The sequence below is a fragment of the Streptomyces sp. NPDC046860 genome (genome assembly GCF_040645115.1).
Taxonomy (GTDB): Bacteria; Actinomycetota; Actinomycetes; order Streptomycetales; family Streptomycetaceae; genus Streptomyces.
In genome coordinates this window covers 304,360-329,809 of record NZ_JBEYXQ010000003.1, presented here as the reverse complement: position 1 = coordinate 329,809, position 25,450 = coordinate 304,360, and the positions used below count along the sequence as shown (strand labels likewise).

The 25,450-nt window shown below is 70.5% G+C and carries 28 protein-coding genes; 11 read left to right on the top strand and 17 right to left on the bottom strand.

The window, feature by feature from the left end; genetic code table 11:
* Nucleotides 1-22: 22 nt before the first annotated feature.
* On the bottom strand, nt 23-1,000 hold the full coding sequence (locus tag ABZ898_RS07155) for an aldo/keto reductase (protein ID WP_361653696.1): 978 nt from the start codon (nt 998-1,000) through the stop codon (nt 23-25).
* Nucleotides 1,001-1,197: 197 nt separating this feature from the next.
* On the opposite strand from ABZ898_RS07155, the gene ABZ898_RS07150 reads away from it, so the two are divergent.
* Nucleotides 1,198-2,106 (top strand): helix-turn-helix transcriptional regulator, encoded by a 909-nt coding sequence (locus tag ABZ898_RS07150; RefSeq protein WP_361653695.1) that lies wholly within the window; start codon nt 1,198-1,200, stop codon nt 2,104-2,106.
* Nucleotides 2,107-2,485: 379 nt separating this feature from the next.
* Here ABZ898_RS07150 and ABZ898_RS07145 read toward each other — a convergent pair whose 3' ends face one another.
* The 5 genes from ABZ898_RS07145 to ABZ898_RS07125 are packed head-to-tail and all read right to left on the bottom strand — an operon-like array spanning nt 2,486 to nt 6,951.
* Nucleotides 2,486-3,529, bottom strand: coding sequence for a TauD/TfdA family dioxygenase (locus ABZ898_RS07145; protein WP_361653694.1), 1,044 nt, complete (start codon nt 3,527-3,529; stop codon nt 2,486-2,488).
* Complete coding sequence (locus ABZ898_RS07140) at nt 3,526-4,530, bottom strand: ThiF family adenylyltransferase (protein ID WP_361653693.1); 1,005 nt, start codon at nt 4,528-4,530, stop codon at nt 3,526-3,528. The genes ABZ898_RS07145 and ABZ898_RS07140 overlap by 4 nt, the downstream gene beginning before the upstream one ends.
* The gene (locus ABZ898_RS07135; RefSeq protein ID WP_361653691.1) at nt 4,527-5,420 is read right to left on the bottom strand and encodes a hypothetical protein; all 894 of its coding nucleotides are present in this window, start codon (nt 5,418-5,420) and stop codon (nt 4,527-4,529) included. The genes ABZ898_RS07140 and ABZ898_RS07135 overlap by 4 nt, the downstream gene beginning before the upstream one ends.
* Entirely contained in the window at nt 5,417-6,628 is a 1,212-nt protein-coding gene (locus ABZ898_RS07130) for an acyl-CoA dehydrogenase family protein (protein WP_361653690.1), read from the bottom strand. Before ABZ898_RS07130 ends, ABZ898_RS07135 begins: the two co-directional genes overlap by 4 nt.
* Before the next feature lie 23 nt (nt 6,629-6,651).
* Nucleotides 6,652-6,951, bottom strand: a complete 300-nt coding sequence (locus ABZ898_RS07125; protein WP_361653688.1) for a hypothetical protein — start codon at nt 6,949-6,951, stop codon at nt 6,652-6,654.
* A gap of 166 nt (nt 6,952-7,117) precedes the next feature.
* Here ABZ898_RS07125 and ABZ898_RS07120 point away from each other — a divergent pair, with 166 nt between their 5' ends.
* Nucleotides 7,118-7,489, top strand: coding sequence for a helix-turn-helix domain-containing protein (locus ABZ898_RS07120; protein ID WP_361653686.1), 372 nt, complete (start codon nt 7,118-7,120; stop codon nt 7,487-7,489).
* 368 nt (nt 7,490-7,857) lie between these two features.
* On the opposite strand, the gene ABZ898_RS07115 is transcribed toward ABZ898_RS07120, so the two are convergent.
* Both ABZ898_RS07115 and ABZ898_RS07110 read right to left on the bottom strand, forming a co-directional pair.
* Nucleotides 7,858-9,216, bottom strand: coding sequence for an amidase (locus ABZ898_RS07115; protein WP_361653684.1), 1,359 nt, complete (start codon nt 9,214-9,216; stop codon nt 7,858-7,860).
* 13 nt (nt 9,217-9,229) lie between these two features.
* Nucleotides 9,230-10,657, bottom strand: coding sequence for an MFS transporter (locus ABZ898_RS07110; RefSeq protein ID WP_361653682.1), 1,428 nt, complete (start codon nt 10,655-10,657; stop codon nt 9,230-9,232).
* An 80-nt stretch (nt 10,658-10,737) separates the two neighbouring features.
* Between ABZ898_RS07110 and ABZ898_RS07105 the strand changes: the two genes are divergently transcribed.
* On the top strand, nt 10,738-11,157 hold the full coding sequence (locus ABZ898_RS07105) for a MarR family winged helix-turn-helix transcriptional regulator (RefSeq protein ID WP_361653680.1): 420 nt from the start codon (nt 10,738-10,740) through the stop codon (nt 11,155-11,157).
* Nucleotides 11,158-11,470: 313 nt separating this feature from the next.
* On the opposite strand, the gene ABZ898_RS07100 is transcribed toward ABZ898_RS07105, so the two are convergent.
* Nucleotides 11,471-13,129 (bottom strand): FAD-dependent oxidoreductase, encoded by a 1,659-nt coding sequence (locus ABZ898_RS07100; protein ID WP_361653678.1) that lies wholly within the window; start codon nt 13,127-13,129, stop codon nt 11,471-11,473.
* Nucleotides 13,130-13,204: 75 nt separating this feature from the next.
* Here ABZ898_RS07100 and ABZ898_RS07095 point away from each other — a divergent pair, with 75 nt between their 5' ends.
* Nucleotides 13,205-13,762 carry an XRE family transcriptional regulator gene (locus ABZ898_RS07095; RefSeq protein ID WP_361653676.1) on the top strand — a complete coding sequence of 186 codons (558 nt, stop codon included), beginning with the start codon at nt 13,205-13,207 and terminating at the stop codon, nt 13,760-13,762.
* A gap of 121 nt (nt 13,763-13,883) precedes the next feature.
* The gene (locus ABZ898_RS07090; protein WP_361653674.1) at nt 13,884-14,333 is read left to right on the top strand and encodes a VOC family protein; all 450 of its coding nucleotides are present in this window, start codon (nt 13,884-13,886) and stop codon (nt 14,331-14,333) included.
* 54 nt (nt 14,334-14,387) lie between these two features.
* On the opposite strand, the gene ABZ898_RS07085 is transcribed toward ABZ898_RS07090, so the two are convergent.
* Nucleotides 14,388-14,810, bottom strand: a complete 423-nt coding sequence (locus tag ABZ898_RS07085; RefSeq protein ID WP_361653672.1) for a hypothetical protein — start codon at nt 14,808-14,810, stop codon at nt 14,388-14,390.
* Nucleotides 14,811-14,852: 42 nt separating this feature from the next.
* Between ABZ898_RS07085 and ABZ898_RS07080 the strand changes: the two genes are divergently transcribed.
* The 4 genes from ABZ898_RS07080 (at nt 14,853) to ABZ898_RS07065 (ending at nt 17,177) form a co-directional block, all read left to right on the top strand.
* Complete coding sequence (locus ABZ898_RS07080) at nt 14,853-15,308, top strand: GNAT family N-acetyltransferase (protein ID WP_361653670.1); 456 nt, start codon at nt 14,853-14,855, stop codon at nt 15,306-15,308.
* Between the two features lie 83 nt (nt 15,309-15,391).
* Nucleotides 15,392-16,018, top strand: coding sequence for an HAD hydrolase-like protein (locus ABZ898_RS07075; RefSeq protein WP_361653668.1), 627 nt, complete (start codon nt 15,392-15,394; stop codon nt 16,016-16,018).
* A gap of 57 nt (nt 16,019-16,075) precedes the next feature.
* On the top strand, nt 16,076-16,513 hold the full coding sequence (locus ABZ898_RS07070; protein ID WP_361653666.1) for a GNAT family N-acetyltransferase: 438 nt from the start codon (nt 16,076-16,078) through the stop codon (nt 16,511-16,513).
* Nucleotides 16,514-16,556: 43 nt separating this feature from the next.
* Nucleotides 16,557-17,177, top strand: a complete 621-nt coding sequence (locus ABZ898_RS07065) for a LysE family translocator (RefSeq protein ID WP_361653847.1) — start codon at nt 16,557-16,559, stop codon at nt 17,175-17,177.
* A 93-nt stretch (nt 17,178-17,270) separates the two neighbouring features.
* Here ABZ898_RS07065 and ABZ898_RS07060 read toward each other — a convergent pair whose 3' ends face one another.
* The gene (locus ABZ898_RS07060) at nt 17,271-17,690 is read right to left on the bottom strand and encodes a TOBE domain-containing protein (protein ID WP_361653664.1); all 420 of its coding nucleotides are present in this window, start codon (nt 17,688-17,690) and stop codon (nt 17,271-17,273) included.
* 506 nt (nt 17,691-18,196) lie between these two features.
* Between ABZ898_RS07060 and ABZ898_RS07055 the strand changes: the two genes are divergently transcribed.
* Complete coding sequence (locus ABZ898_RS07055) at nt 18,197-19,363, top strand: NAD-dependent formate dehydrogenase (RefSeq protein ID WP_361653662.1); 1,167 nt, start codon at nt 18,197-18,199, stop codon at nt 19,361-19,363.
* A 220-nt stretch (nt 19,364-19,583) separates the two neighbouring features.
* On the opposite strand, the gene ABZ898_RS07050 is transcribed toward ABZ898_RS07055, so the two are convergent.
* On the bottom strand, nt 19,584-20,225 hold the full coding sequence (locus tag ABZ898_RS07050; protein ID WP_361653660.1) for a superoxide dismutase: 642 nt from the start codon (nt 20,223-20,225) through the stop codon (nt 19,584-19,586).
* Nucleotides 20,226-20,520: 295 nt separating this feature from the next.
* Between ABZ898_RS07050 and ABZ898_RS07045 the strand changes: the two genes are divergently transcribed.
* Nucleotides 20,521-21,666, top strand: coding sequence for a ferritin-like protein (locus ABZ898_RS07045; protein WP_361653658.1), 1,146 nt, complete (start codon nt 20,521-20,523; stop codon nt 21,664-21,666).
* Between the two features lie 17 nt (nt 21,667-21,683).
* Here the strand turns inward: ABZ898_RS07045 and ABZ898_RS07040 are convergent, their stop codons facing one another.
* The 5 genes from ABZ898_RS07040 to ABZ898_RS07020 form a co-directional block, all read right to left on the bottom strand.
* Nucleotides 21,684-21,899 (bottom strand): heavy-metal-associated domain-containing protein, encoded by a 216-nt coding sequence (locus ABZ898_RS07040; RefSeq protein WP_361653656.1) that lies wholly within the window; start codon nt 21,897-21,899, stop codon nt 21,684-21,686.
* Nucleotides 21,900-22,121: 222 nt separating this feature from the next.
* Entirely contained in the window at nt 22,122-22,739 is a 618-nt protein-coding gene (locus ABZ898_RS07035) for a sigma-70 family RNA polymerase sigma factor (protein WP_361653654.1), read from the bottom strand.
* Between the two features lie 170 nt (nt 22,740-22,909).
* A complete protein-coding gene (locus ABZ898_RS07030; RefSeq protein WP_361653652.1) occupies nt 22,910-23,668 on the bottom strand; it encodes a hypothetical protein in 759 nt (252 codons plus the stop codon).
* Nucleotides 23,669-23,807: 139 nt separating this feature from the next.
* Entirely contained in the window at nt 23,808-25,013 is a 1,206-nt protein-coding gene (locus tag ABZ898_RS07025; RefSeq protein WP_361653650.1) for a cytochrome P450, read from the bottom strand.
* A gap of 166 nt (nt 25,014-25,179) precedes the next feature.
* Nucleotides 25,180-25,362, bottom strand: coding sequence for a hypothetical protein (locus tag ABZ898_RS07020; protein ID WP_361653648.1), 183 nt, complete (start codon nt 25,360-25,362; stop codon nt 25,180-25,182).
* Between the last annotated feature and the right edge of the window lie 88 nt (nt 25,363-25,450).

The window sequence follows — 25,450 nt, the reverse complement described above, 5'->3', positions numbered from 1 at the left end:
GCCAGGAGGCGGAAGGGGGCGGTCAGCGTTCGAGCATCCGCGCCTGGGCCTCGGTGTGGGTGGCTCCGGCCGCGGGAGGCAGGCTGCTCAGCGTGTCGAGCTGCTCGGCGCTCAGGGTCACGGCGTCGGCGGCGGCGTTCTCCTCGACACGGCTCACGCGCTTGGTGCCGGGAATGGGGGCGATGTCGTCCCCCTGGGCGAGCAGCCAGGCCAGGGCCACCTGCCCGGGCGTGGCTCCGGCCTCGTCGGCCACGGCCTTGACCTCGTCGGCGAGGGCCAGGTTGTGCTGGAAGTTCTCGCCGGTGAAGCGCGGGTTGTCGCGGCGGAAGTCGTTCTCGTCGAACTGGTCGGTAGAGCGGACGGTGCCGGTCAGGACGCCGCGGCCGAGCGGGGAGAACGGGACCAGGCCGATGTTCAGCTCCCGCAGCACCGGCAGGACGCGCTCCTCGATACCGCGGGTGAACAGGGAGTACTCCGACTGCACCGCGGTGACCGGCTGCACGGCGTGCGCGCGGCGGATCGTGTCCGGGCCGGCCTCCGAGAGGCCGAACGCGCGGACCTTGCCCTCGGCGATCAGCTCGGCGACCGCGCCGGCGGTCTCCTCGATCGGCGTGTTCGGGTCGACCCGGTGCTGGTAGTACAGGTCGATGTAGTCGGTGCCCAGCCGCTTCAGAGAGCCCTCGACCGCGGTACGGATGTTGGCCGGGCCGGAGTCCAGGTTCCACGCACCCTCACCGCCGTGCGAGACCAGGCCGAACTTGGTGGCCAGCACCACCTTCTCCCGGCGCCCCTTGAGCGCCCTACGCAGAAGTTCCTCGTTGGTGTACGGGCCGTAGATCTCGGCGGTGTCGATCAGCGTGACGCCCAGCTCCAGTGCCCGGTGCACCGTACGGATGGACTCCGCGTCATCGGTGCCCGAGCCGGTGTAGCCGTGGGACATGCCCATCGCGCCCAGCCCGATCCGGGAAACCTCCAGGTCACGCAGCTTGATGTAGCGCATTTCGCCCTCTTCGTGTCGTGGCGTCGTCCGGCTCGCTCGCTCTCGGCAGGGCATGCCCGCGGCGGTGTGAGAGCCGGCGTCTTGCTCATCCACCCTCGCCTGGATTGCGCCGCCGTGGCAGGGCGAGCTCTTCGGGGGTAATGACAGGGCCCCCCACCGGCCCGCGCGGCACGTGCTCGCCGGGTGAGACTGGAGGCATGGCATCGACGAGCGCGCACAGCGAGGGCGCCGGGCTGGGCCGCTACCTGCGCGCCCGCCGCACCCAGACCAGCCCCGGACAGGTCGGCCTCACCGTCGGCGCCGGCATCCGCCGCACCCCCGGCCTGCGGCGCGAGGAGTTGGCCACCCTCGCCGGCATCAGCATCGACTACTACGTACGCCTGGAACGCGGCAAGGAGACCCGCCCCAGCCCCGCCGTCCTCGACGCGCTCGCCCGCGCCCTGCACATGGACGACCAGGAGCACCAGCACCTGCGCGAACTAGCCGCCCGCGCCGCCCGCTACGTCTCCGAACCGCCGCCCGCACCGAGCCGCACCGTGCGCCCCCACCTCAAGCTGCTGCTGGAGTCGCTGCGGCCGAACCCGGCGTACGTGATCAGCCGCAGCATGGACGTGCTCGCCTGGAACCCCGGTGGCCTCGCCCTGTACGCGGGCCTGGACGACTGGCCCGCCAAGCACCGCAATCTGGCCCGCTATCTCTTCCTGCACCCCGCCGCGCGCGATCTGTTCCCCGACTGGGAGCGGCAGATCACCGCCTGCGTCGCTCGCCTGCGGGCCATCGCCGGTACCGCCCCCGACGCACCCGACCTCACCAACCTCGTCGGCGAACTCCTTCTCAAAAGCGCCGACTTCGCGGGTCTGTGGGAACGCTACGAGGTGACCGGCCGCAAGCCCGCCCACAAGACGTTCCAGCACCCCCAGGTCGGCACGCTCACCCTCACCTCGCAGTCACTGCATGTCGAAGGCACCCCCGGACAGCGCATCGGCGTCTACACCGCCGAACCCGGCACCCCCGACCACGACGCTCTCCTCCTGCTCGACATGACTGCGCCCCGGCCCGCCGGACGTCCTGCCCCCGCCCCGAAAGCCACCGGCCATCAGCCGTAAGCCGCGTGGCCCGACCCTCTCTCCGGCACGACCACGTGCGTGGGTGAACGACTTCGCCGACTGGCGGCTCGTGAGGTTCATCGGAGCCTTGGACGTCAGGACCACAGGTCAGGAAAGCCGGCGCGGCGCGCGGCCGGGGCGGTGAGCCTACGGACCGCGCGTGCGGCCTTTCAGGTCGCGTCGGCCCCGGCACCAGCGGGGTGTTCGTGCCGGTGCCGGTGCCGACGGTCGGGATCGGGGCAGCGGTGCTCATACCGCGTGCTCGCCCTCCTTGGCGGCGTTCGACCCTGCGGGTCGTCGACGAGGAACCGGACGATGGTCGCGTGCGGGGTCTCGCTCACTGGGGAGGTCCCCACCCGGTGTGATGACAGGTGGGGGGTCAGACGGTCGTGGCCGTCTGGGTGAGGTGAGGGTCGACGGCCGTGACGACCGGGCGGTGGCTGCGGCCCTCGGTCAGCCGGTCGTTGAGGGGGCGTAGGTCGGCCACCGCGAAGGACCGGCGCAGCCAGCGGTCGTGGCCGTCGTAGCGGGGGGTGAAGCCGCTGCGGCCGTGGACCGCGTGCCGGTTGTCCACGATGACCAGGTCGCCGGGGTTCAGCACGAGGCCGTTGAGTGAGCGCAGCATGGCCCGCTCCAGCCGGCCCAGTGCCGCCCGCGCCGCGGGGGTGAGGGGAAGCGTCCCGTGGAAGTCGACGCGCAGCTCGGGGCAGCTGTCCGGGCCGGTGAGCACCGGCATGGGGTCGGTCAGCACCTCGGCCGCGTCGTCGGGCACGAAGGAGGTGCTGTACCGGGTGCGGAACTCCGGACGGCGCAGCGCCGCGATGGTGTCGGCGTCCAGGAGCGGCAGGGCGTCCAGGATGCCGCTGGTGACCGTGGCCGCGACGCCGTCGGAGTCTCCGCGCAGGCAGATCAGGCTGAGGAAGTGCGGTGGGGTGGGGTGGAAGCCGTCCTCGGTGTGCAGTTCCAGGAGGACCGAACCGCTGTTCTCCTGGCGTTCCTCGGCGCCCTTCTTCGGGCACACGTCCTGCACCAGGCGGCCGGACTTCTCGTCGCTGTAGGAGATGGAGCGGCCCAGCACCGACATGACCAGAAGCTGGCTGATGGTGGCCACCGGTACGTCCGTCCAGGCCGGTTCGCTCTCCGCCGCGTCCGGGGTGGGGGGCAGTGGGCCGATCGGCAGACCCGTCAGCAGCAGGCAGCCGCCGGTGTTGCCCTTGTCGCGGAAGGAGAGGAGGGCCTTGCACACGGTCTCGGGCAGTGCCGTGGCCGCGAGTTCCACGGCGTGCAGCAGATCGGTGTCGTGCAGGGAACGTCCCGCGTACGCGCGGGACAGGCGCCGCACCTCTCTTTCGATGCTCTGGCGCGCCGCGTCGTCGAGCGGGATGGCCGCCTCACGTAGGTTCGTGTAGCGGAACTCCTTCATGCCGTCGTCCTTTCTCCGACTCGTTTCCGGTGGGGTCGCTCGGTGCTCAGGTGGCGGGCCGCACGGTAGGCGGCCTTGGGGGCGAAGCCGTTCCACGCCTGTGCGGCGGGCAGGTGGGCGAGGAACCGGGCGCGCTCGAACTGCCGGGCCAGATCGCCCGCGAGGCGGCGCCCCCGGGTCCTGGAGATCCGGTGCACATCCACCGCGACCGTGCGGGGCAGGGTCCGGCCGGCCACCAGCACGTTCACCATGTGCACGGACAACGACCCGAACTGTGTCGCCGCTTCCGCGAGTTGCGGCACGCTGTAGTCCGGTCGGCCCAGCCCACCGCGCAGTTCACGGAACATCTCGCCGGGGATGTACGCCCGGGGCGCGATTCGGAAGACGACCTCCCAGGTGCCGAGGCGCTGCTCGTCGCCGGGGAGGAGCTGGCCGTCGAAGATCCGCCGGACCACGCGGTAGTCGAAGACCTGGGCGGCGAGCATGCCGGCCATGTCCCATCCCGTCACCAGGGGTTTGCGCTGCCGGCACGCCTCCTGATGCAGGCGCACCTTCGCGGCCAGCCCGGCCGCTGTGGTGACGTCGACCCCGTCGACGATGACGTCGGCCTGTGCGACCAGCGTCTGCGCGTTGGCGGCCGTCACACCGTCGGGGACGACCGTCACGTCGGTGTGCGGGTTGATGCCGCGCAGGGCCTGCGCGGCGACCTCCGCCTTGTTGCGGCCCAGGTCGTCGACCGTGGCGTTCTGCCGGTTGAGGTTGTTCAGTTCGTACGTCCCGACGTCCGCCAGGACGAAGTGCTGGTAGCCCATGCGCCCCAAGGGCTGGATGGTGGCACCGCCGATGGAGCCGCAGCCCGCCACCAGCAGCCGGGTGGTGCGGATCTCGGCTTGGAGGTCCGCGGCGACGAGTCCCCGGTTCCGCTGGGTCAGGCAGGCGTAGAACGTGTTCTCGTCCAGCTCGCGTGCCAGTCGCGGGGTGCCGATGTCCGGTGCGCTCATGCGTCTGTCTCCAGGAACTCGGTGAGTTGTGCGCGCACCGACCCCGTACGCCCCGACATCAGCACCGACGTGAGGAATTCCAGAGTCGGCCGCAGTCGGGCGGAGTCGGTCAGGAGAAAGGGGTACGACCGTTCGTGCTGGCCCCACATGGGGGCGAAGAGGTCGCCGGGGCCGGGTGGCAGCGGGGTGGTGGCGTCCAGGACCCGGGTACGGAATCCGAGCAGGCCGAGCTGGTGGATCGCCCCGGTCTTCTTGCCGTCGCCGACGATGGCGCCACCGGGGTGTTCCAGTACCGCGAGGCAGGCATGCGCCCAGGCGAGGTAGACCCACCAGGGGACCGAGGCGGCGGCCTGCGACCTGGGCATGGCCCAGTCCCGGACCAGCCGTTTGCCCTCCCCCACCGCCGAGGACAGGGTGCTCGGTCCGAGGTGCGCGGCCAGCCGGATGCCGTAGTCCCGCTCGACGACGAAGGGTTTGTGAACGGGGTCGCTCAGTGAGGTCCCGTCAGGGTCCGGGGACAGGGCGAGCGTTCCGTACCCGCGCAGTCGGCCGGTGTCCGGCTCCGTCACCAGGGTGTGGAAGTCGCGCAGCGACTGTCCGTCGTAGGGCTCGTGGCGCAGCCGTCTGTCCGACACCGCCACCGCGTCGACCCACCCGCGGTGCAGGTACTGCGTGAGGCGGAAGGTGTGGACGAGGTCCAGGTACGACGCGGGAAGCTGTTCGCCCCGGAGGGTGAGGACGAGGAGACCTTCGGGGGTGACGGCCCGGTAGAGGGGGGCACCGGTCACCCGGGTCTCCAGGTGGGGCAGGCTCAGCTCGGCGTTCTCGCGCAGGAGGTGGCCGGTGAAGCCGTCGTGGCCGTGGTGGCCGTCGATCGAGGTGGTCGTCACCGGACCCCCGGTATGTCGTAGAGCTCGTCGGTGATGACGAGGGCGAGAGCCTCGGGGGAGCCTTCGTAGATGCGCGGTCCGTAGGCGTCGCGCAGAACGCGGTCCATGCCGTCGTCGCGCTGGAACGCCTGAGCGCCGATGAGCGACATGGCGGCGTCGGCGTTGTCGATGGCAGCGCGGTCGGCGACCAGCTTCGCGACCGCCGGTTCGTAGGCCGGGGTGGGCAGGATGGTGTCCGCCTTGACGGCGGCGTCGACGTAGAGTGCCCGGGCCGCGGAGACGCGGGCCGCCATGTCGGCGAGCTTGCGCGCGGACATCTGGTGCTCGTACAGCAGCCGGCCGCCCTGTCTGCGCTCCCCGCACCAGGCGTGGGCGCGCGTCAGGCTGTGCCGGGCGATGCCGGTGGCTATGGCAGCGCAGCCGACTCGGGTCAGGTTGCCGACCGTCACGTTGAGGTCCCAGCCGCCGCGTTCGTCCCCGATGACGTTCTCCTCGGGGACCCGGGCGTCGGTGAAGACCAGTTCGCCGGCGGGGGCGGTGCGGTAGCCGACCTTGTCGTGGGTCTCGCCGCGTTCGACACCGTCCTGTTCCAGATCGGTGACGAAGCAGGTCAGGCCGGTGGAGCCGGGATGGTCCTCGAGGTTGGCCATGACGGTGGCGAAGGTCGCGAACGGGGCGTTGGTGATGTACCGCTTGGTGCCGTTGAGGAGGTATTCGCCGCCCGAGCGGCGGGCGGTCGTCATGTTCTGGGCGTGGGGGGAGTTCTGCGGCAGCACGAGGTCGGTGCCGTTGAACTGTTCGGCCACCGCGTTGCAGGCGAGTACGGGTTCGGGGCCGAGGAAGGGCGCCAGGTAACGCTCCTGGAGCCGGGGGTCGCCGCAGACCAGCAGCGGGGTCTGGAAGAGACCGGTGGCACCGAAGACCAGGGCCATGCCGGGGTCGGCGGAGGCGAGTTCCTCCAGCACCATAGCGAGGGCGAGCTGGCCCAGGCCGAGGCCGCCGGTTTCCCGGGGGATCGCCATCCGCAGCAGCCCGAGGGCGTGTCCTTCCCGGACGGTCGCCCAGTCCACCTGGCCCTTCTCGATGGCGTCCCGTTCGGCGGCGCCGGGGCCGACCACCTCGCGGGCGAACGTGGCGACGGTGCGCAGGACGTCGGATTCGTGGGGCTGGAGCAGCGGGTGGTCGGCGGGAGAGTGTGTGAACGTCATGGTGACTCCGCGTCTCGGGACGGTCAGTGGTCGAGTTCGAAGGTCGCCAGCGCCTGCCCGAAGGCGACGGTCTGGAGCACCGGGCCGTGTGCGGTGAAACGCTGGGAGGTGAGCGAACGCAGGAAGCTGCGGCGCCCTTCGGCGATGTCGCACAGCTCGGGCCAGCTGATGCTCAGCACATGGGTGGGCGTGGCGTCCGTCTCCTGGCCCTGAGGGTCGAGCGCGATCTCGACGCCGGGCTCGGTGAGCACGAAGCGGACGGTGGCGCCCGCGGACTTCCATGCGGGCGATGCCTGCGCCGCTTTGGAAAGCAGATCCTTCACGTGGAGTGAAGAGGTTGGCATGATGATCCCTTCGTTGTACATCCACCGGGGATGCACATCCGTCTGAGATCAAGTTCTAGCAAAAGGGCCTGGCACACTTCACCGTGAGCAACTAACGTCTGGCGTACCTGATTACTTACAGGTAACTGCCAACCACGGGGGAACAGTGGAAAAGCGGATATGCCCTACTCGTCCAGTACTAAGCCGCATAGGTGAGCGCTGGAGTATGGCTGTATGCAGCCAACTCGCGCGCGGCGTGACCCAATTCGGTGATCTGCGCACCGCTCTGCGCGGGGTCTCGGCCAAGGTCCTCTCGGAGACCCTGGTCCGACTGGAGCGCGACGGCCTGATACAGCGTGAGGTCATCGACGGCCGACCGCCGAGCGTGACCTACCGCCTCACCTCACTGGGAGAAGGCCTGCTCAGGGCAGTGCAGCCGATCGTCATATGGTCGGCCAAGAACGCCCCGCTCATCAACGCCGCGCAGCGTTCCTACGACGCCCGCAGCGCATTGCAGGCCGATCATCCGGCCGCATGAGGGAAAACAGGCCACACAAGTAATTTTCGGCCAAGGTTTCCGAGCGATGGAAATGCGATCAGTATCTGCTCGCGAGTCTCACTCCTCGAAGATCTCCGCCCGAGATATCCGGTGCGGTCTGCGGATAACGTTCTGCCCGCCCTGTTCTTGGCGCGGGCAGAACGTTATCCGCTGTTCACCGGGCGGTTTCGTTCCGCGGTGCCAGACCCGCCCGAACGGACCTGGTGACATCGCAGGGAATCTCCCGCAATACCCCGGTGAGCTGCCGGACGACCTGGGCCGCCGCCGCCACGGCCCCCCGGTCCTCCTCGGTGAGATCCTCCGGGCGAATGTTCGTCATCCGTCTTCTCTCCTCTCCTGCGCGGAACCTACGCGGGGCGCTGCTGGTGGTGGTCGGTGAGGCGCTGGAAGGCGCCGGCGACCGCGATGACCCGCTCCTCGTGCCAGTAGGGACCCACGATCGACATCGACAGCGGAAGGCCGTCCGCGGTGAAGCCGATCGGGACGACCGCGACAGGATGTCCCGTGACACTCCACGCCGTGGTGTGCATGGACCCCAGATAGGTCGACGGGTCCAGGGGGTGCATCCGGTCCAGCTCCGGGGCTCCCAGGTGGCAGGTGGGAGTGATCAGCAGATCGAACTCACCGAAGAGCGCGTCGACTTCGCGTGACAGAGCGGACCGTACTCGCTGGGCCCGCAGGTAGTCCCGCGCGGTGACGGCTTCGCCGGCCGAGAACACCCAGCGCGCACCCTTGCCGTAACTGCCCCAGTCGCGGGCGAGGAAGTCGTGGTGGATCTCGTGCGCCTCGGCCAGCATGATCACGTTGCCCACCACGTTGAGCAGCGGATAGGAGGGCACGCTGACGGCGGAGCGCCGTACACCGAGGGTGTCCAGATCCTTCAACGCGCGGGCGAAGACCTCGGGCTGGGCAGGATCGACGCCGGCGTCCGCGTGGTCCCCCAGCGCGTCGACGCCGATCCGCAGACCGGTCGGCTCGGCCCGCAGGGCGGCGAGGTAGTCACCAACCGGGTGGTCGGCGGTGAAGGGGTCGCCGTCCGGGTCCGGGCCGGCCATGACCTGGAGCAGCCGGGCGCACATCTCGACGGAACCGGCGACGGGTCCGACGGTGTCCAGGGAGGGGGCAAGGGGGTAGGTCCCGGTGGTCGGCACCCGGCCTCGGGTGGCCTTCAGCCCCGTCGTACCGGTGTAGGCGGCGGGGATGCGCAGGCTGCCGGTGGTGTCGGTGGCGACCGCCGCGTCGAAACAGCCGGTGAGGACACCGCTGCCGGAACCGGAGCTCGATCCTCCGGCCCAGCGGTCGGCAGCCCACGGGTTCCGGCTGACAGGGCCGGGCCCGCTGCCGTCCTGGACACCCAGGGCGTACTCCATCGTGGCCGTCTTGCCGACCACGACAGCACCGGCGCGCTTGAGCCGGGAGACCACGGTGGCCTCGGGTTGGCCCCGGGGCCAGTCGGCCAGGCGGACGCGGCTCCCCGCGGCGGTCGGGGCGGAGGACTCGAAGACGACGTCCTTGACGCCCAGAGTCACCCCGGTGAGCGGGCCCTCCCGGGGAGCGTCGCGGTAGGCCTTCAGGGCCTGGTCGTGCAGCGGTGTGACGAAGACGCCGAGCGCCTCGGCCTCCGTGGAGGCCTTACGGGAACGTTCGATCGCCTCCTCGACGACCTCGAGAGCGCGGGCCTTGCTGGTTTCGGTGCCGGACGTCACGGGCGAACACCTTTCAGGACTGCTGCGGGACACGGCTCAGGCCGCGCAGGGCCAGGGCGATGACGAGGGCGATGGCGGCGCAGACTGCCAGGGCGAGGAAGCCGTGGCCGACGCCGGTGGTCGTCGCGTCGGCGGCGGATGCGCCCGCGCCACGCTCGTCACGGACCGCGGTAGCGAGGATCGTGCCGATGACCGCGATGCCCAGCGCGGCACCGGTCTGGTTGAACGTATTGAGCAGTCCCGAACCGACGCCCGACTCCTGGAGGCGCACGTGGGAGCTGCCGAACCCGTACAGCGGGACGAAGCAGCTGGGGAGACCGGCACCGATCAGGGCCAGCGCGAGGACGGTCACGGCTACGCTGGAGGTCCCGGTCGCGAGCACCCCGGCGCCGACCAGCTGAGCGAGAGTCCCCGTGACGTACAGACCGCCGGAACCGAGCGCGGTGAGAAGTTTCGGTACGACCAGCGCGACGACGAGCGAAGCCAGCCCCATCGGCAGCAGCGACAGCCCCGCCGCCAGGGCGCTCATGCCGTGGACTCGCTGAAAGTAGATGCTGGCCAGGTAGGAGCTGCTGATCATCACGGCGGCGGCGAGCAGCAACCCGACGCTGGCGAGCCAGTACGTCGGAATGCGCAGCAGGTGCAGCGGCAGCAGCGGATCGCTCTCCTTGAGCTCCGTCACGGTGAGCACCGCGAGCAGCACGACGGCCGCGCCGACGGCGATCCATGCGGCCGGGGTACCCATCCCGTCCTGGAGCCGGATCAGCCCGTACGACAGACAGGCCAGCCCCGCCGAGGCCAGGGCGGCCGTCGGCACCCGCAGAGGTCGGGGCGTGGTCGCCGACAGGGCGGGCACCTTGCGCAACGCACCTGCGAAAGCGACGACTCCCACCGGAACGTTGATCAGGAACGCCCACCGCCAGCTGACCGCCGTCACGATCAGCCCGCCGAGCACGACCCCGATGGTCGCGCCCAGCACACCGAGACCGCTCCAGGCCGTGAGCGCGATCTTGCGCTGCTGCGGAATCTGGTACACGGCGAGGACGATCGAGAGCGCGGCGGCCGACAGCAGCGCCGCCCCCACTCCCTGGAGCGCCCGGCCCGCGACGAGCAGCCTGTCATCGCCCGCCGCCCCGCACAGCACCGAGGCGGCCGTGAACACGGTCAGCCCGCCGAGGAACGTCCGGCGTCGTCCCGCGACGTCGGCGACACGTCCCCCGAACAACAGGAGACTGCCGTACATCAGGACGTACGCGCTGATCGTCCACTGCAGCGCCGAGGGACCGGCCGGAAGGTCCGCACCGATCGAGGGTAATGCCACGTTCACGACGGTCGAGTCCAGCATGACCATCAACTGGGCCACACCCACTACGGCCATCGACGCCCAGGGCGCGGGCTTCTGTTGTTGTTCCGTCTCCGCCGGGGAGATCGCTTCAGTCATCGTCTCTGCCTCCTTCGGCGGCAACTTACATTCATGCGAATGAATCGACAAGGCGGGCCGAGGAACTTACACTCAAGGGCGTGGCGAACCCCCTTGGCGAGCAGTGGCTGTCCTACCTACGAGTCGGCGCGCGCATGAACCAGGCGATCGAGCGAGCCCTGTCCTCTCGATACGGCCTCTGCGTGAGCGCCTTTGAGATCATGGACGTCATGCGGCAGCAACGGGACTGGGTCCGCGCCGGAGAAATCTCCTCCCGCTCCTCCCGGAGCCAGCCCCAGGTCTCCCGGCTGCTCAGCCAGATGATCAACGCGGAGTACGTGGAACGGAAGCCGGCGCCCGGGGACGGGCGAGGCTCCGAGGTGCGCCTCACCGCCTCGGGCCAGGAGATCTTCCAGAAGGCGAGCGAGACCGTCGAAACGGTGCTGACTGAACTGGCCGAGGAAGATCCGGATACGGAGACCCTCATCCGCCCGTCGACAGCGACCGCACGGATCGGGTGACGGGCAGCCAGGCCCGACAGCTCGTGGGAACCACGAGTGCAGAACGGTCGCGGGTTGTGCCGATGCCGAGGTTGCTCGGGGACCGAGGCGGCCGCGTTCATCGTCCCGAGCCTGGCCGCCTCGCTGACTGCCGTCCCTGACCAGCGCAGGCTGCCGGCCGGACGGAGCGAGGAACTCCGGCGACATCACCGCCCACAGCAAGTGGTCCGTTCTCGTCCTGGGGATTCCGGCGACCCTGGCTCTGAGCTGGGCACTGCCGGTCCTGGGAGTCACCCCGCTCGGGTACCTCCTCATGAACCGTCCGGCGGTGCGATCAGGCCGCCGGCCGGGTCGCGCGGAGCACGACGTCGCTGACGTGGTGCGTGCTTGCCGCGCCGCCGGGGCGTGGCCGGGTCTCGTGGATCTCGACGCGCCATGCGTCGGGGTCGGCGGTGAGCGCGGCGGCGATCTCGTCGATCCCGACGAACGCCGCCGGGTCGTACATCCGGGTCTGGGTGGCCACGTCCGCCGGGCCGCTCAGCGGGGTGAGGTCGTGGTGCACGACGAGGAGCGTGCCGCCGGGGGCGACGGCGGCGAGCAGGCTGCGCAGACCGCGCTGGTCGGGCGTGCGCTTGAACGATCCGTACTGCAGGGAGACCAGGTCGAAGCGCTCGGTGCCGAAGGGGGCGGGGTCGTTCGCGTCGCCGCGTACGAGGTCGACGGGGAGCCCGCGGCGTGCGGCCTCGGCGCGTACCCGGGCGAGCGCGTTGCCGGAGATGTCGGTGGCGGTCACCTTCCAGCCGCGCTCGGCCAGCCAGAGGGCGTCGGCTCCCTCCCCGGCCCCGACGTCGAGGGCCCGGCCGGGGGTCAGGGCGGTGACCTCGTGGACGAGGGTGCCGTTGGGGTTGCCGCTCCAGGCGCGCTCGTCACCTCCGTAGCGGTGGTCCCAGTCGGCCTCCTCGCCCGAGTGCCGGACGGCGGCGCGCAGATCATCCTCGGCGAGGCTGAAGGCGATCATGGCACCGACCTGGCTGCCCCGGGCGGCCGACGGCAGCACCTGCAGGCTGGGGTCGGTGATGTTGCCGGCCGCGTAGATCCCCGGTACGGCGGTCTCGCCGCGCTGGTCGACCTCGAGGACGTCACCGGCACCGGTCGGGTGCGCGGTGGTGGTGAGCCCGGTCCCGGCCAGCACGTCGGCGCGTGCCCGGAAGCGAGAGCCGACCACGACGGCGTCGGCTTCCAGGACGCGACCGTCGCTGAGTTCGACCCCGGACACCTCGCCGTCCGGTCCGGTGAGCACTCGGCCGACCCTGCCGCGCTGGATTGTGACGCCGGCGGCGGCGAGTGCGTCGACGGTTGTCTCGTCGATCCCGGCCGGCTCGTGCAGCACGACGGTCAGCCGGTCCGTCAGGTGGCGGAACAGCGGGGTCGGGTGGAGGCCCATGGGGTGGGTGACGATCTGCACCAGACGCCGGTCGCGCACCTCGTAGCCGTGGCAGAACGGGCAGTGGATCACGCCGCGCCCCCATCCTTCGGCGACGCCGTCGATCCCGGGGAGCTCGTCCGACAGGCCGGTGGCGGCGAGAACGCGGCGGGCCACCAGTGTGTGCCCGCCGGTGAGGTCGAGCCGGAACCTGCCGTCGTCGCGGCGGTGCACCCCGACGACCCGGCCGGAGAGCACCTCCCCGCCGTACGCGCGCACCTCCTCGCGGCCGACGGCCATCAGCTCGCCGGGCGCGGCCCCTTCGTGCCCCAGGTAGCCGTGCATGTGCGCGGCCGGGGCGTTGCGCGGGGTGCCGTCGTCGACGACCACGACGCCGCGCCGCTGGCGGGAGAGCTGCAGTGCGGCCGCGAGACCGGCGGCCGAGCCGCCGATCACGGCGACGTCGCAGTGCCGCTCCAGGGTGGGGTGTTGGGGGTGGCTCGCGTGCTCGGCGTGCTCGGCGTGCTCGGACCGGGCTGAGGGCCCGCCCTGCGGGGGATGAGTGCTCATGGCTCCGACCGTACGACGTCCGGCGTTCTCCGCAAAGGCTCTTGCGGAATCAGCAAGGGATGCCAGGATGGGAGCATGAACGCAGCCGCCGACATCGAAGCCCTGGCGCGGTCCCGCCTGCGCAGCCTGCGCACCACCCTGGGGTACTCCCTCGACGAGCTGGCCCAGCGGACCAACCTCAGCCCGTCGACCATCAGCCGGGTCGAGACGGGCAGGCGGACGCTGAGCCTCGACGTGCTCGTACCGCTGGCCAACGCTCTCCAGGTGAGCCTCGACGTGCTCTTCGAGGTGCCCAGCGACGACGATGTCGTCATCCGTCCGGTCGCGCACAGCAGCGGCACCCGGACGACGTGGCCGCTGAGCCGTCCGGACGGCCGCATGGTCGCGATGAAGATGCGCGTCGAGCCGTCCGAGGAGCGGCCCGGCCAGCGGGTGCATCCGGGCCACGACTGGTTCCTCGTGCTCGAGGGGCGTGTGCGTCTGTGGCTGGGCGAGCGGCAGATCGACGTCGACGCCGGAGAGGCGGCGGAGTTCGCGACGATGGTCCCGCACGCGATCACGGCGCTGGACGCTCCCGCCGAGCTGATCATGGTCTTCGATCGTGACGGGCAGCGCGCGCACGTGCACCAGTGAACGAGGAGCGCCACTGGGTGCCTGCCTCGCCGTCCGGTGAACCCGGCTTCCGTGCCGAAGCGTTGATCCGGGGATACGTTTCCGGGTACAACGCTCGGCCACAGGAAGCGGGGAAGCCAGCATGGCGATTCAGCGGATGGACAACGTCGGCATCGTCGTCGAGGACATGGACGCCGCCGTCGCGTTCTTCGTGGAGCTCGGTATGGAGCTGGAGGGCCGGGGTGAGGTGCGGGGGCGCTTCGCGGACCAGTGCACCGGGCTGGACGGCGTGCACTGTGACATCGCCATGCTCCGGACGCCGGACGGTCACAGCCGGCTCGAACTGGCCCGGTACCGCAGCCCCGAGATGATCGACGCCCCGCGCGACCGGCCCCACAACGTCCTGGGCACGCACCGGGTCATGTTCGCCGTCGACGACATCGAGGACACCGTCGCCCGCCTACGCCCGCACGGTGCCGAACTCGTGGGCGACATCGCCCGGTTCGAGGACAGCTACCTGCTCTGCTACCTCCGGGGCCCGGACGGCGTGATCGTAGGACTGGCCGAGCAACTGAACGGGGTCACGCGGTGAGGTTCTCGTCGAAGAAGCCGGCGGCTCGTCCGGACGGGCCGCCACGAGGAGGCGTCAGCCCTCGTCGAAGCCGCGGAAGGTCCCTGACGCGTCAGCGGCGTCGGCGAACTCCGCGAAGTCCATGTTGGCGATGCTGAGGTTGGCCGAGATGTCGGGAAACCACCGCACGGGAACTCTGAACGTCCGCCCGGGCTCGTCCGAGAGGTCCACGGCCAGGAGCGGGTGCCCCGGAGACTTCATCGTGGCCGCGTCCGCCAGAAACATGTGGACGATCTGCTCGTCCTCGTCCGCGGCGGCCTCTTCGTCCAGCAATGCCTGAACTCCTACGTCGGCGAAGCGAGGCTCGCTGACGTACGTGGCATGGAGGTGGTCGCCGGCCGCGTCGAGTGCGGCTTTGACCGCGCTCCAGGCCGCCTCGTCACCGAAGTCGGTACGCAGGACCAGCGAGGTCAGATCATCGGGCTGAGGCAGAGGCATCTCGTGATCCTCTCAGCCGAGGCGCCTGCCATCATCGCCGTCATGGACATACACATCGCACCGGCCGAGGTGGCCGACTTCCATCGGGTGCTGACCGATCACTCCCGTTACTGGGGCGAACGTGATCTCCGGTCGCTGCACCTGCTGGCCCTGGTGCAGGAGTTCGGCTCCACCTGCCTGGTCGCCCGTGCCGAGGACGGCATCCGTGGGTACGTCTTCGGGTTCGTCACGCCGGACGGCACCGGGTACGTGCATCTGATCGCCACCCGGGACGACACCCGCGGCACCGGGCTCGGGCGTCGTCTCTGGACGGCGTTCGCCGAAGTCGCGGAACGCCAGGGCGCACGGCGGCTGAAGGCGATCACATCGATCGAGAACAGCGGCTCGATCGCCTTCCACCGCAGCCTCGGCTTCGATGCGAAGGTCGTCGACGACTACAACGGCCCCGGCCTGGCCATGGCCGTCTTCCACCGGGACCTGCCGCTCGACGTTCCGTGATGCTGACGCTCCGCTCGAAACGGGCCAGTGCCGTGGAAGTGGCCCTGGCGTCGAAGGGGGCCCGGCGGTCAGGGTGGTGAGCCATGCGCGCAGTTGTCTTCGACATGGACGGGACGCTTCTGGACAGCGTCCCCACGGTGTCCCGGGCCTACGCCGACGCCATTCGGTCGCTCGGCGGCCCGCCGGTCACGCCGGACGAGGTGGTCGCCGGCCGGCATGTCGGCCACACCGAACTGGTGCTGGCACACTTCCTCGGCCGCGCCTGCGGCTCCGCCGAGGTCGAGTGCTTCCACGCACACCTGGACCCGGCCGTCGCCGAGCTGCGGCCTTTCCCCGGCGTACCGGCGCTCCTCGACGAACTCGCCGGCGCGGGCCTGCGCCTCGGCGTGTTCACGGCGGCCACGCGGCGAGCGGCTCTGAGCATGCTCGCCGCCACCGGTGTCGAGGCGCGATTCGACGTGCTCGTCGCAGGGGACGACGTCGAGCGGCCCAAGCCGGCGCCGGACGGACTGCTACTGGCTCAGCGGCAACTCGGCGTACCGGCCGGGGAGACGGCGTACGTGGGTGATGCCGAAGTCGACCTCGGCTGTGCCGACGCCGCGGGATCGCTGGGCGTGCACGCCAGTTGGAGCGCACGTGCGGAATTCCGGGCCGGTGGCCACCCGGTCGCGGCACGTCCGTATGACGTGCTTGATCTGGTGGTGCGCTAGACCGCACCCGGCGGCTCACCGGACCAACTGACGGTCGGCGTTCGAGGAGGGGCAATCGTGATCGACATCGGGTCGTTGCGCGAGAAGGACCGTGCGGAGTGGGAAGTGCTGGCGCGCGGTTACAAGGCGTTCTACCGGACCCCGGTGACGGACGAGGGGTACGAGGAGACGTGGCAGCGGCTGCGGCGCGGTACGGGGTTCCACGCTGTCGGGGCGTGGTCGAACGGGCAACTGGTCGGCATCGCGCACTATCTGTTCCACCCGACGTTCTGGATGGAAGACAGCTGCTACCTCCAGGACCTCTTCGTCGCCGAGGAGTCGCGCGGAAGGGGGGTGGCACGGATGCTGATCGAGAACGTCGCCGATGTGTCGCGGGAGCGTGGGGCCGCCCGCCTGTACTGGACCACTCAGGAGACCAACACCGTTGCCCGCGCGCTGTACGACAAGGTGGCGAGCTTCAAGGGCTTTCTGCGCTACGACTACCCGCTGGTCTGACATGGTGGCAGGTGTGACGATCTCATTGGCGGCAGCCGGCGGAATGGCCCTGGTCGAATTGGGTATGGCACTGACGCCGGGCCCGAACATGGTGTATTTGGTGTCTCGGAGCGTCAGCCAAGGGCGCACGGCTGGGCTTGTCTCGCTGATCGGGACTGCTGTGGGCTTCCTCGTGTACATGACCCTGGCCAACGTGGGGTTGGCAGTGGTCTTCGTCGCCGTCCCCTGGCTGTACATCGGTTTCAAGGCCGCCGGCGCGGCCTACCTCGCGTTCCTGGCCTGGCAGGCGCTCAGGCAGGGCGGCCGCGGGCTGTTCGAGCCACGCAGCAACCTCCAGCGCGACTCGCACTGGAGGCTGCTGCGCATGGGGCTGATCACCAACCTGCTCAACCCCAAGGTCGCCATCCTGTACCTCGCGCTCATCCCGCAGTTCATCGATCCCGCACGCGGCCACACCACGGCCCAAGGGTTCACTCTCGGCGCCATACAGATCGCCGTGGGGCTTACCGTGAACGCGCTGATCGTGCTCGCCGCCGGATCGATCGCCGGTCTGCTCAAGAGCCGCCCGGCATGGGCCAAGTGGCAACGCTGGACGACGGGGAGCCTTCTCGGCGTCGTCGCGATCGCCCTCGCCCGGGAGGTTCCGGCCCGCGCGCGGGTGTAGCCGTATCAGCGTTTGTGCCGTCGCGGGGACGGGCACGGGCCGGGGACGCGCCCCCGGCCCGCCGCCTTCGGGGCGCCCCGGTGGGCGCCCGCCTCACGCGTTCGCGAGGGACACCTCGGTCGACTTGACCAGTACGACGACCGGTGAGCCCGCAACCAGGCCGAGGTCAGTCACCGCGTCCCGGGTGACGGCAGCCGTGAGCGCGCCGCCGTCGACGGTGACGCTCACCGTCGCCATCGCACCGCCCAGCGCGACGGAGCTGACCGTGCCGGGCAACTGGTTGCGGATGGACAGCCCCCGCACCCGCTCGGTGGCGAGCGCGACCTCTGTGGCCTTCATCAGCGCGCGGACGGCCGAGCCCTCGGCCAGACCGAGATCCTTCACGGACTCCAGCGTGATCGCGGCGGTGAGGTCGTGGCCGCCCTCGAGACGCACCTTCACGGTCGCCATCACCTCGCCGTGGGCGATGTCCGTGACGGTGCCGGCGATCTGGTTACGGATGCTCAGGCTCATGTCGCTCCTCGCGGGACGGGAGATCTGTTGGCTGTGCGCGTTCAAGGTAGCCGCGCGACTCGCCCTCGCGCGCCAAGCACCTACGTCGGCTGGTGGCAGTTGCGACGCAAAGGGGCTGCATTTGGTCGCATATGCAGCACCTGATTGCTGCATGGTTGGCATTTGCGCTGCGCTCAGTTTGTGTCCTCGGCCACACCAGGGACGCCCCGCGAAGGGGCGGGCCGTCCGCGCCGGTCGACATCGAGGCGCCACCCGCCCTCGGGGGGCCACAGGCGATTGTCGACCAACTCCACCACTCAGAAGGCTAGTTCACTCACCTCGGACAGTCCCCAGGTCGACGCCACCGGCAACCTGACGACATCGAGAGGCCAGCCTGATAAGCAGCTCCTATCAAGCGGTCGAAACCCCTTCTTTGACCCTGCCCCCGGAACGGGTGGAGTGTGGTTTTCGGAACGGGAACCGGAAAGGAACTCCGGGGTTATTCCGTCATTCCAGAGGAGGAAATCGTGGCTAAGATTGTCTGTGTTCTCTACCCGGACCCCGAGACTGGTTTTCCGCCGAAGTACGCTCGCACCGACCTGCCGAAGATCGAGGGTTATCCGGGCGGTCAGACCCTTCCCTCGCCGAAGGCCGTCGACTTCATCCCGGGTGAGCTGCTGGGCAGCGTCTCCGGTGAGCTGGGTCTGCGTGAGTTCCTGGAGTCCCGGGGTCACACGCTGGTCGTGACCTCGGACAAGGAGGGCCCGGACTCCGAGCTGGACCGTCACCTGCACGACGCCGACGTGGTCATCTCCCAGCCGTTCTGGCCCGCCTACCTCACCCCGGAGCGGATCGCCGAGGCGCCCCGGCTGAAGCTGGCCCTGACCGCCGGGATCGGCTCCGACCACGTCGACCTGGACTCCGCGATCGCCCGCGGCATCACCGTCGCCGAGGTCACCTACTCCAACTCCATCAGCGTCGCCGAGCACGCGGTCATGATGGTCCTCTCCCTGGTCCGCAACTACCTCCCGTCGCACAAGATCGCGGCCGAGGGCGGCTGGAACATCGCCGACTGCGTCTCCCACTCCTACGACCTCGAAGGCATGGACGTCGGCGTCATCGCCGCCGGCCGCATCGGCGTCGCCGTACTGCGCCGCCTCAAGCCCTTCGACGTCAAGCTCCACTACACCGACAAGCGCCGGCTGCCCCGCGAGATCGAGGAAGAGCTCAACCTCACCTTCCACGCCACCGCGCAGGACCTCGCCAAGAACGTCGACGTGGTCTCCATCCACGCCCCGCTCCACCCCGAGACGCAGAACCTGTTCGACGAGAAGCTCCTGAACAGCATGCGCAAGGGCTCCTACATCGTGAACACCGCCCGCGCCCAGATCGTGGACCGCGACGCCGTCGTCCGCGCCCTGGAGTCCGGCCGGCTCGGCGGCTACGCCGGCGACGTCTGGTACCCCCAGCCCGCCCCGGCCGACCACCCCTGGCGGACCATGCCCTTCAACGGCATGACCCCCCACATCTCCGGCACCTCGCTGACCGCCCAGGCCCGCTACGCCGCCGGCACCCGCGAGATCCTCGAGTGCTTCCTCGACGGCACCCCCATCCGCGACGAATACCTCATCGTCGACGGCGGCAAGCTCGCCGGCACCGGCGCCGCCTCCTACACCGCAGGCGACAAGCAGTAACACCGCTCCGGAGGGGAGCGGCGGATTCCCCTCCGATTCGAGAGGCCGTTTTTCCAGGGGTGAGACCTCGGGAAAAACGGCCTCTCGGCTTATCGCCGACCTGCCTCGAAGCAAGTCGCTCGGCATTTATCCGTCACTTCGGAACAGCCGAGTCATCGAAGAGGCCCGAAAGAACTTCCATAGAAGCCGCCTATCTGACGATGGACGGCGGCGACACCCGTCACGGGGCCAGCAGCAGGCTGTCGCCGCGCTCCTTGGCCGCCGTGTACCGCTTGGCGACGTCCTGCCAGTTGACGACCTGCCACATGGCCTCGATGAAGTCGACCTTCTGGTTCTTGTACTGCAGGTAGAAGGCGTGCTCCCAGGCGTCGAAGACCAGGATGGGGGTGGAGCCCTGGCCGACGTTGCCCTGGTGGTCGTAGATCTGCTCGACGATCAGGCGGCCGCTGAGCGGCTCGTAGGCGAGGACGCCCCAGCCGGAGCCCTGCGTCGTGGCGGACGCCTTGGTGAGCTGGGCCTTGAAGTTCTGGAACGACCCGAACGACTCGGCGACGGCGTCGGCGAGTTCGCCCACGCCGTCCTTGTCGAGCGGCTCGCCGCCGCCCTGGCCCGTCATGTTGTGCCAGTAGATGGAGTGCAGGATGTGGCCCGACAGGTGGAAGGCCAGGTTCTTCTCCAGGCCGTTGATCGAGCCCCAGGACTCCTTGTCGCGCGCCTCCGCCAGCTGCTCCAGCGTGTCGTTCGCGCCCTTCACGTAGGCCGCGTGGTGCTTGTCGTGGTGCAGCTCGATGATCTCCGGGCTGATCACCGGGGCGAGCGCTGCGTAGTCGTACGGGAGCTCCGGGAGTGTGTACACCGCCATGGCCGACGTCCTCCGACTTAATTGCGAATGATGTGCAGTTGCACGTTACCAGCGACAAGCTTCCCGGCTGATCCGGCATCAGTCCTGGAGCGCGGGGCTGACGGGCTCGGGTCCGCGACCCTCATTCGACATGTAGTCGCACCGGTCCGGCGTCGAGTTCCGCGTGGTGCGCCGATCCGGTGGAAGGGCGAGTCGCCGGTCGCGGGCCACCGGAGAGGACCCGGTGCCGCTGCTAGCTTCGCGCACCTGGTCCGAGGTCGATTTGCCCGTGTCACGGGCGGGTGCGGAGGCTGCGGTGGCGAAGACAGAGCGGTCCCCCGAGGGCTCGGCGGACACCGGGGTTCCGTTGCGGCGGCGCAGTGTGCTGGCGTCGGCCGCGCTGGCCGCGGGCACACCGGTGGCCCTGGCCCCCGTGGCCCACACCCCCGGACGCCCGGAGGCTCACCGGGCGCCCCCGCGGCGCGGCACGGCGGTGCGCCTGGTCGCCGTTCCCGCGGAGCGGCGTGACATCGCGTGGCTGAGGTCCGCGCTCCAGGTCGCGGTGGAGATCGAGTTCGCCACCATCCCGCCGTACCTCTGCGGATGGTGGTCGGTCAGGAACCGCAAGTGCGATGCCGCTCGGCTGATCCGGCGCATCGTCTCCGACGAGATGTACCACCTCGGCATCGTGTGCAATCTCCTGGTGGCGCTGGGCGGCCGCCCCCGGATCAGGGCCTCGGCGCCCGTGTACCCCGGGCCGCTGCCCGGTGGCGTGCATCCGGGGGTCGAGGTCTGCCTCTCCGGCCTGACCAAGCCGTTCGTCCACGACGTGATGATGGCCATCGAGGCGCCCGGCGTCCCTCTCACCGACAGCGCCGACGACCCGCTGAGCATCGGGCTCTTCTACGAGCAGCTGCTGTCGGCGTTCCTGGCCGTGGCGCCCGAGCTGCACACGGACCGGCAGCTGCACGAACGCATCGGCGAGGACACGCTCAGGCCCGTCCGGACCCTCGAAGACGTCGAGGAGGCCGTCGAGATCATCAAGGAACAGGGCGAGGGCACCTCGCACTCCCCCGCCGACGCGCCCAGGGACGGCCACATGGCGCACTACTACGCCTTCGCCGAGATCTACCACGGCCGCCAGTTGCGCGAGACCGGGGGCGAATGGGGCTTCACCGGGCCGCCGGTGCCGTTCCCGGACGTCCGGCCCATGGCGCGGGTCCCGGCGGGCGGCTGGAAGAACCCGCCCGCCGAGGCCCGGCACCTCCTCGACGCCTTCGACGAGACGTACGCCGGGGTGCTGGACGCGCTCGACACCGCGTGGGCCGAGGGCGACCGGGACAGCCTGCGCACGGCCGTGCGCGGCATGCGCAGGCTCCAGTCCCCCGGTGAGGAACTGATGGACATTCCGATGGCCGGCACCCACGAGACCTACGGGCCGCAGTTCTCCGTACGGCGGTGACCGGGCCCGCCGGTCCGTCAGACAGCCGCGGTGCCGGGGACCTCGTAGCCCGCCTCGACGATCGCCGCGCGCAGGACGGCGTCGTCGAGGCCGGTGCCCTCCACGGCGACGGTGCCCGCGGCGACGTCCACGTCCACCTCGCCGACGCCGGGCACCCCGCGCAGTGCCTCCTTGATGCTGGCCGCGCAGTGCCCGCAGCTCATACCGGTGACGAGGAAGTTCGTTCGTGCCATGGCGCCACTCCTGGGTCCGGGTGAGGCGTGTGTACGCCCCGGGTCGCTGATGGTCCGGCCGCCGTGTTCGGCGGGCCGTCCTCCGAACAGTCGGTCCGGCGGGCGGGCCGGTTCCCGGCAGGACTCCGGATCACACGAAGGTGAACCGCCTGGTGCCGGCGAGGACGCGGGTGCCGTGCGGGGAACGGACGCCCCCGCACGGCACCCTGCCGCGCCGTCGGCTCAGGCGGCGAGCGACGACGCCGGCTGCTCCGCCTCGTCCAGCAGGTCCATCAGGGTCGCCCTGGCGCGGGCGACCCTGGAACGGACCGTGCCGATGGGACACGCGCTGACCTCGGCCGCTTCCGCGTAGGGCAGACCCGCGACCTGGGTCAGGAGGAACGCCTCGCGCCGCTCCGCCGGCAGGGCGTCCAGCAGGTCCAGCAGCGCGATGCCGTCGTCGAAGCCGGGCAGGCCGCGCGGCTGCGCCCGTTCGACGGCCATCTGCCAGTCCGGCGCGTCGGAGATACGCGGTCGCGCGGCCGCGTGCCGGTAGCTGTCGATGACCGCCCGGCGGGCGATGGACAGCGTCCAGGAGCGGGCCGACGAACGGCCCTCGAACCGGTGGAGGCTGCCGAGCGCGCGCAGGAACGTGTCCTGCGCGAGATCGTCCACCGACTGCGGGTCGCCGCACAGTCGGGCGACGTAGCGCTGGACGTCACGGTGCAGCGCCAGGACGAACTGCTCGACGGCGTGGGCGTCACCGTCCCGGGCGGCCATCGCCCACAGGGTCGCCGGGTCGCCGTCGGGTACGTCGGGAGCGGTGGTGGGTGGGGGGACGGGCAGGGCGGAAGTGATCACCTGGTGTCCTTCTCGGGGGTCCGCGGCCCGGCCGGGGCGCCGCGACGGCATCCCGGTCCGGTGAAAGGGGGCGGCCGTACCGCGGGGCGACGACGCTCGTACGCGTCCGCGCGTGCGGATACGGCCGGGGGCCCGAGGTGCGTGGAGCGGCCTCGGGAAACCGGCTGTCCTCAGACGACAGCGGTCCCCGGCGGTGGTCCCCGAGAGGTGATGGCGTGGACGAGCAGAAGACCCCGCGCCCGTCGTGAACGGGGGCGGGGTACCCGGATGCGGGGATGGTCGGCGCCGCCCCGGAAGCCGAGCAGCAGTCGGAGCGGGGCGGCCAGCCTTCCGGCGATCGCCCGGATGATGCGGAACGCCGCCTTCTCGCCGTACGCGAGCCACAGCCCCGTGAGGAGGGCGGCGAGCAGGTGTGCGGCGAGCATGCCGGAGGCGGAGTATGCGCTGTGCGCGACCACATGGCCCAGGATCGAGCGGCCCATTGGTGGGTGGCCGAGGGCCATGTGGTCCAGGGCCATGTGGTTCAGAGCCGTGTGGTCCAGAGCCGTGTGGTCTGGCGCCATGTGGTGGGTCGACATGTGGGCCACCGACATGTGGGGCATCGACATGTGGCCCACGGCTCCCGTGCCCCCGCCCCCGCCCCACCCCCCGCCGCGAGCGAGGGCACCCCCGGTGGGCGCCTGGGCATGCGAGAACGCCGTGTGCAGAACCATCTGCGTGGCCACGACGCTCGTCACGATCAGCGGCCTGCCCCGCTCACGAACGGCCAGTGTCCAGCCGACGGCACCGGTGGTGACGGCGCCCAGGGCGAAGGCCCAGGCCGGCAGATGCGTACCGGACATCATGACGTGGCCGAGGGCGGCGAGCACCACACAGACGGCCGCGAAGACCGCGGCCCGTACGGTGCGCGAGCACCACCCCGCCGTCATGAGGCGCGTCCTCACATCCGGGTACCGGCCTGTGTGCCTGGGTACGGAATCCACCCCTGGCCACCACTCAACCATCCCGTGGTGATCCGGCACATGGCGAAACACCGGGCCGGCGGGTGAGTCCACCGGCCCCGCGGTCTCACCAGGCCACGGGCAGCTCCAGGGGGAACCGGCGGATCGTCTCGGTGTCCCAGCGCACGTCCTCCGGCGGAATCGCCAGCCGCAGTCCGGGGAAGCGCTCCAAGAGTCGCCCGACGGCCACCTCGAGTTCCGCCATGGCCAGGGGCACCGCGATGCACCGGTGTCCGCCCCAGCCGAACGTCATGTGCGGACGGCTCGGCCGGTCGGTGTCGATGACGTGCGGGTCCGGGTAGCGCTCCGGGTCGCGGTTGGCCGCCAGGTACGACACGTGGACGAAGTCCCCCGCCCGGATCTGCGCGCCGCCCAGTTCGACGTCCTCCAGGGCCAGCCGGGGGATGCCGACCCCGTTGCGGAACGGGATGTAGCGGAGCATCTCGTTCAGTACGCCGGTGACGTCCTCGGGCCGGTTCCTGAGGTGGTCGGCCAGTTCGGGGCGGGTCAGCAGGAGGTACGCGATGTTGCTGATCTGGCAGGTCGCCGTGTCCTGGCCGCTGAGGGCCAGGGTGAGGGCGGTGACCGCCAGTTCGCGGTCGCTGAGGCAGTCGTCGCCGTCCCGGGCCTCGGCCATCAGGCTGATGAGGTCGTCGCCGGGCGACTTCTGGCGCTGCTGGACGAGTTCGCCGAAGTAGGCCGTGAGGTCGGCCTTCGCCGCCACCGCGGCCTCCTTGGTCCCGGTGCCGACGACCAGCAGCCGGCGCACCCAGTCCTGCATCTGCGCCCAGTCCTCACGGGGCACCCCGAGCAGGTCCATGACGGTGTGCTGGGGAAGCGTGTCGGCCAGGGTCTCCACCAGGTCGGCGGGCGGGCCGTGCTCCTCCATCGCGTCGAGGAGGCTGTCGGCGAGGCGGACGATGCGGGGCCGCATCTCGTCGGCCCGCTGCTGGGTGAAGGCCTGCGCGGCCAGTTGGCGGACCCGGCTGCTCTGCGGCGGGTCCATGACGTTGATCGACTCGGGCGAGACGATGGGCTCGGGGGTGAGCCGGGGGTAGTCGTGGCCGATGATCGCGGCCCGGCTCAGCCGGGGATCGCTGGTCACCCGTTTGACGTCGTCGAAGCCGGTGAAGACCCAGGCTTCGGCGTCGCCGTAGGGAAGTCTGACCCGGGCGGGCGCATCACGTCCCATCAGGTCGGCGAGTGCGGGATCGAACTCGAGTCCGTCGCTGAAGTCGAACGGACAGGTCGCTGGTTCCTTGTCGGTGGACACCGGACGGCTCCTCGGAGTACGGCACGGGTGCGGGACGGGGCGCGCCCACGGTGCGGCGGAGCTCGTCGGCGGCGAACGGGGTGCCGGGAGCCCGATGGTGACGCAGAGTAGGCGCGTACAGAGTGTGTCCAGGTGAACGCTCATCTTCGAAGCCGCCACGCCACGCTCAAGCCAACCCGGGTCCGGCCGGACGCACCGCGCCGGACGCACCGCGCCGGGCGAGACCGCCCGGGCCGGACTTCCCCGCCTGCGCCGAGGCAGCAAACGGCACCGGCCCGAAACGCACGGCCATGGTGACGACAGCGGCCGGATCGGTCACCGTGGACTTCCGCACGTGCGGTTCGGTCATGTCGGGTGCTTCGGGCGGTCCGCCCGCCCGACCGGAGCAGACCGTCGACCGTCGTCGACGAGGCTCCTACGGCTTCAGGGGGATGGAC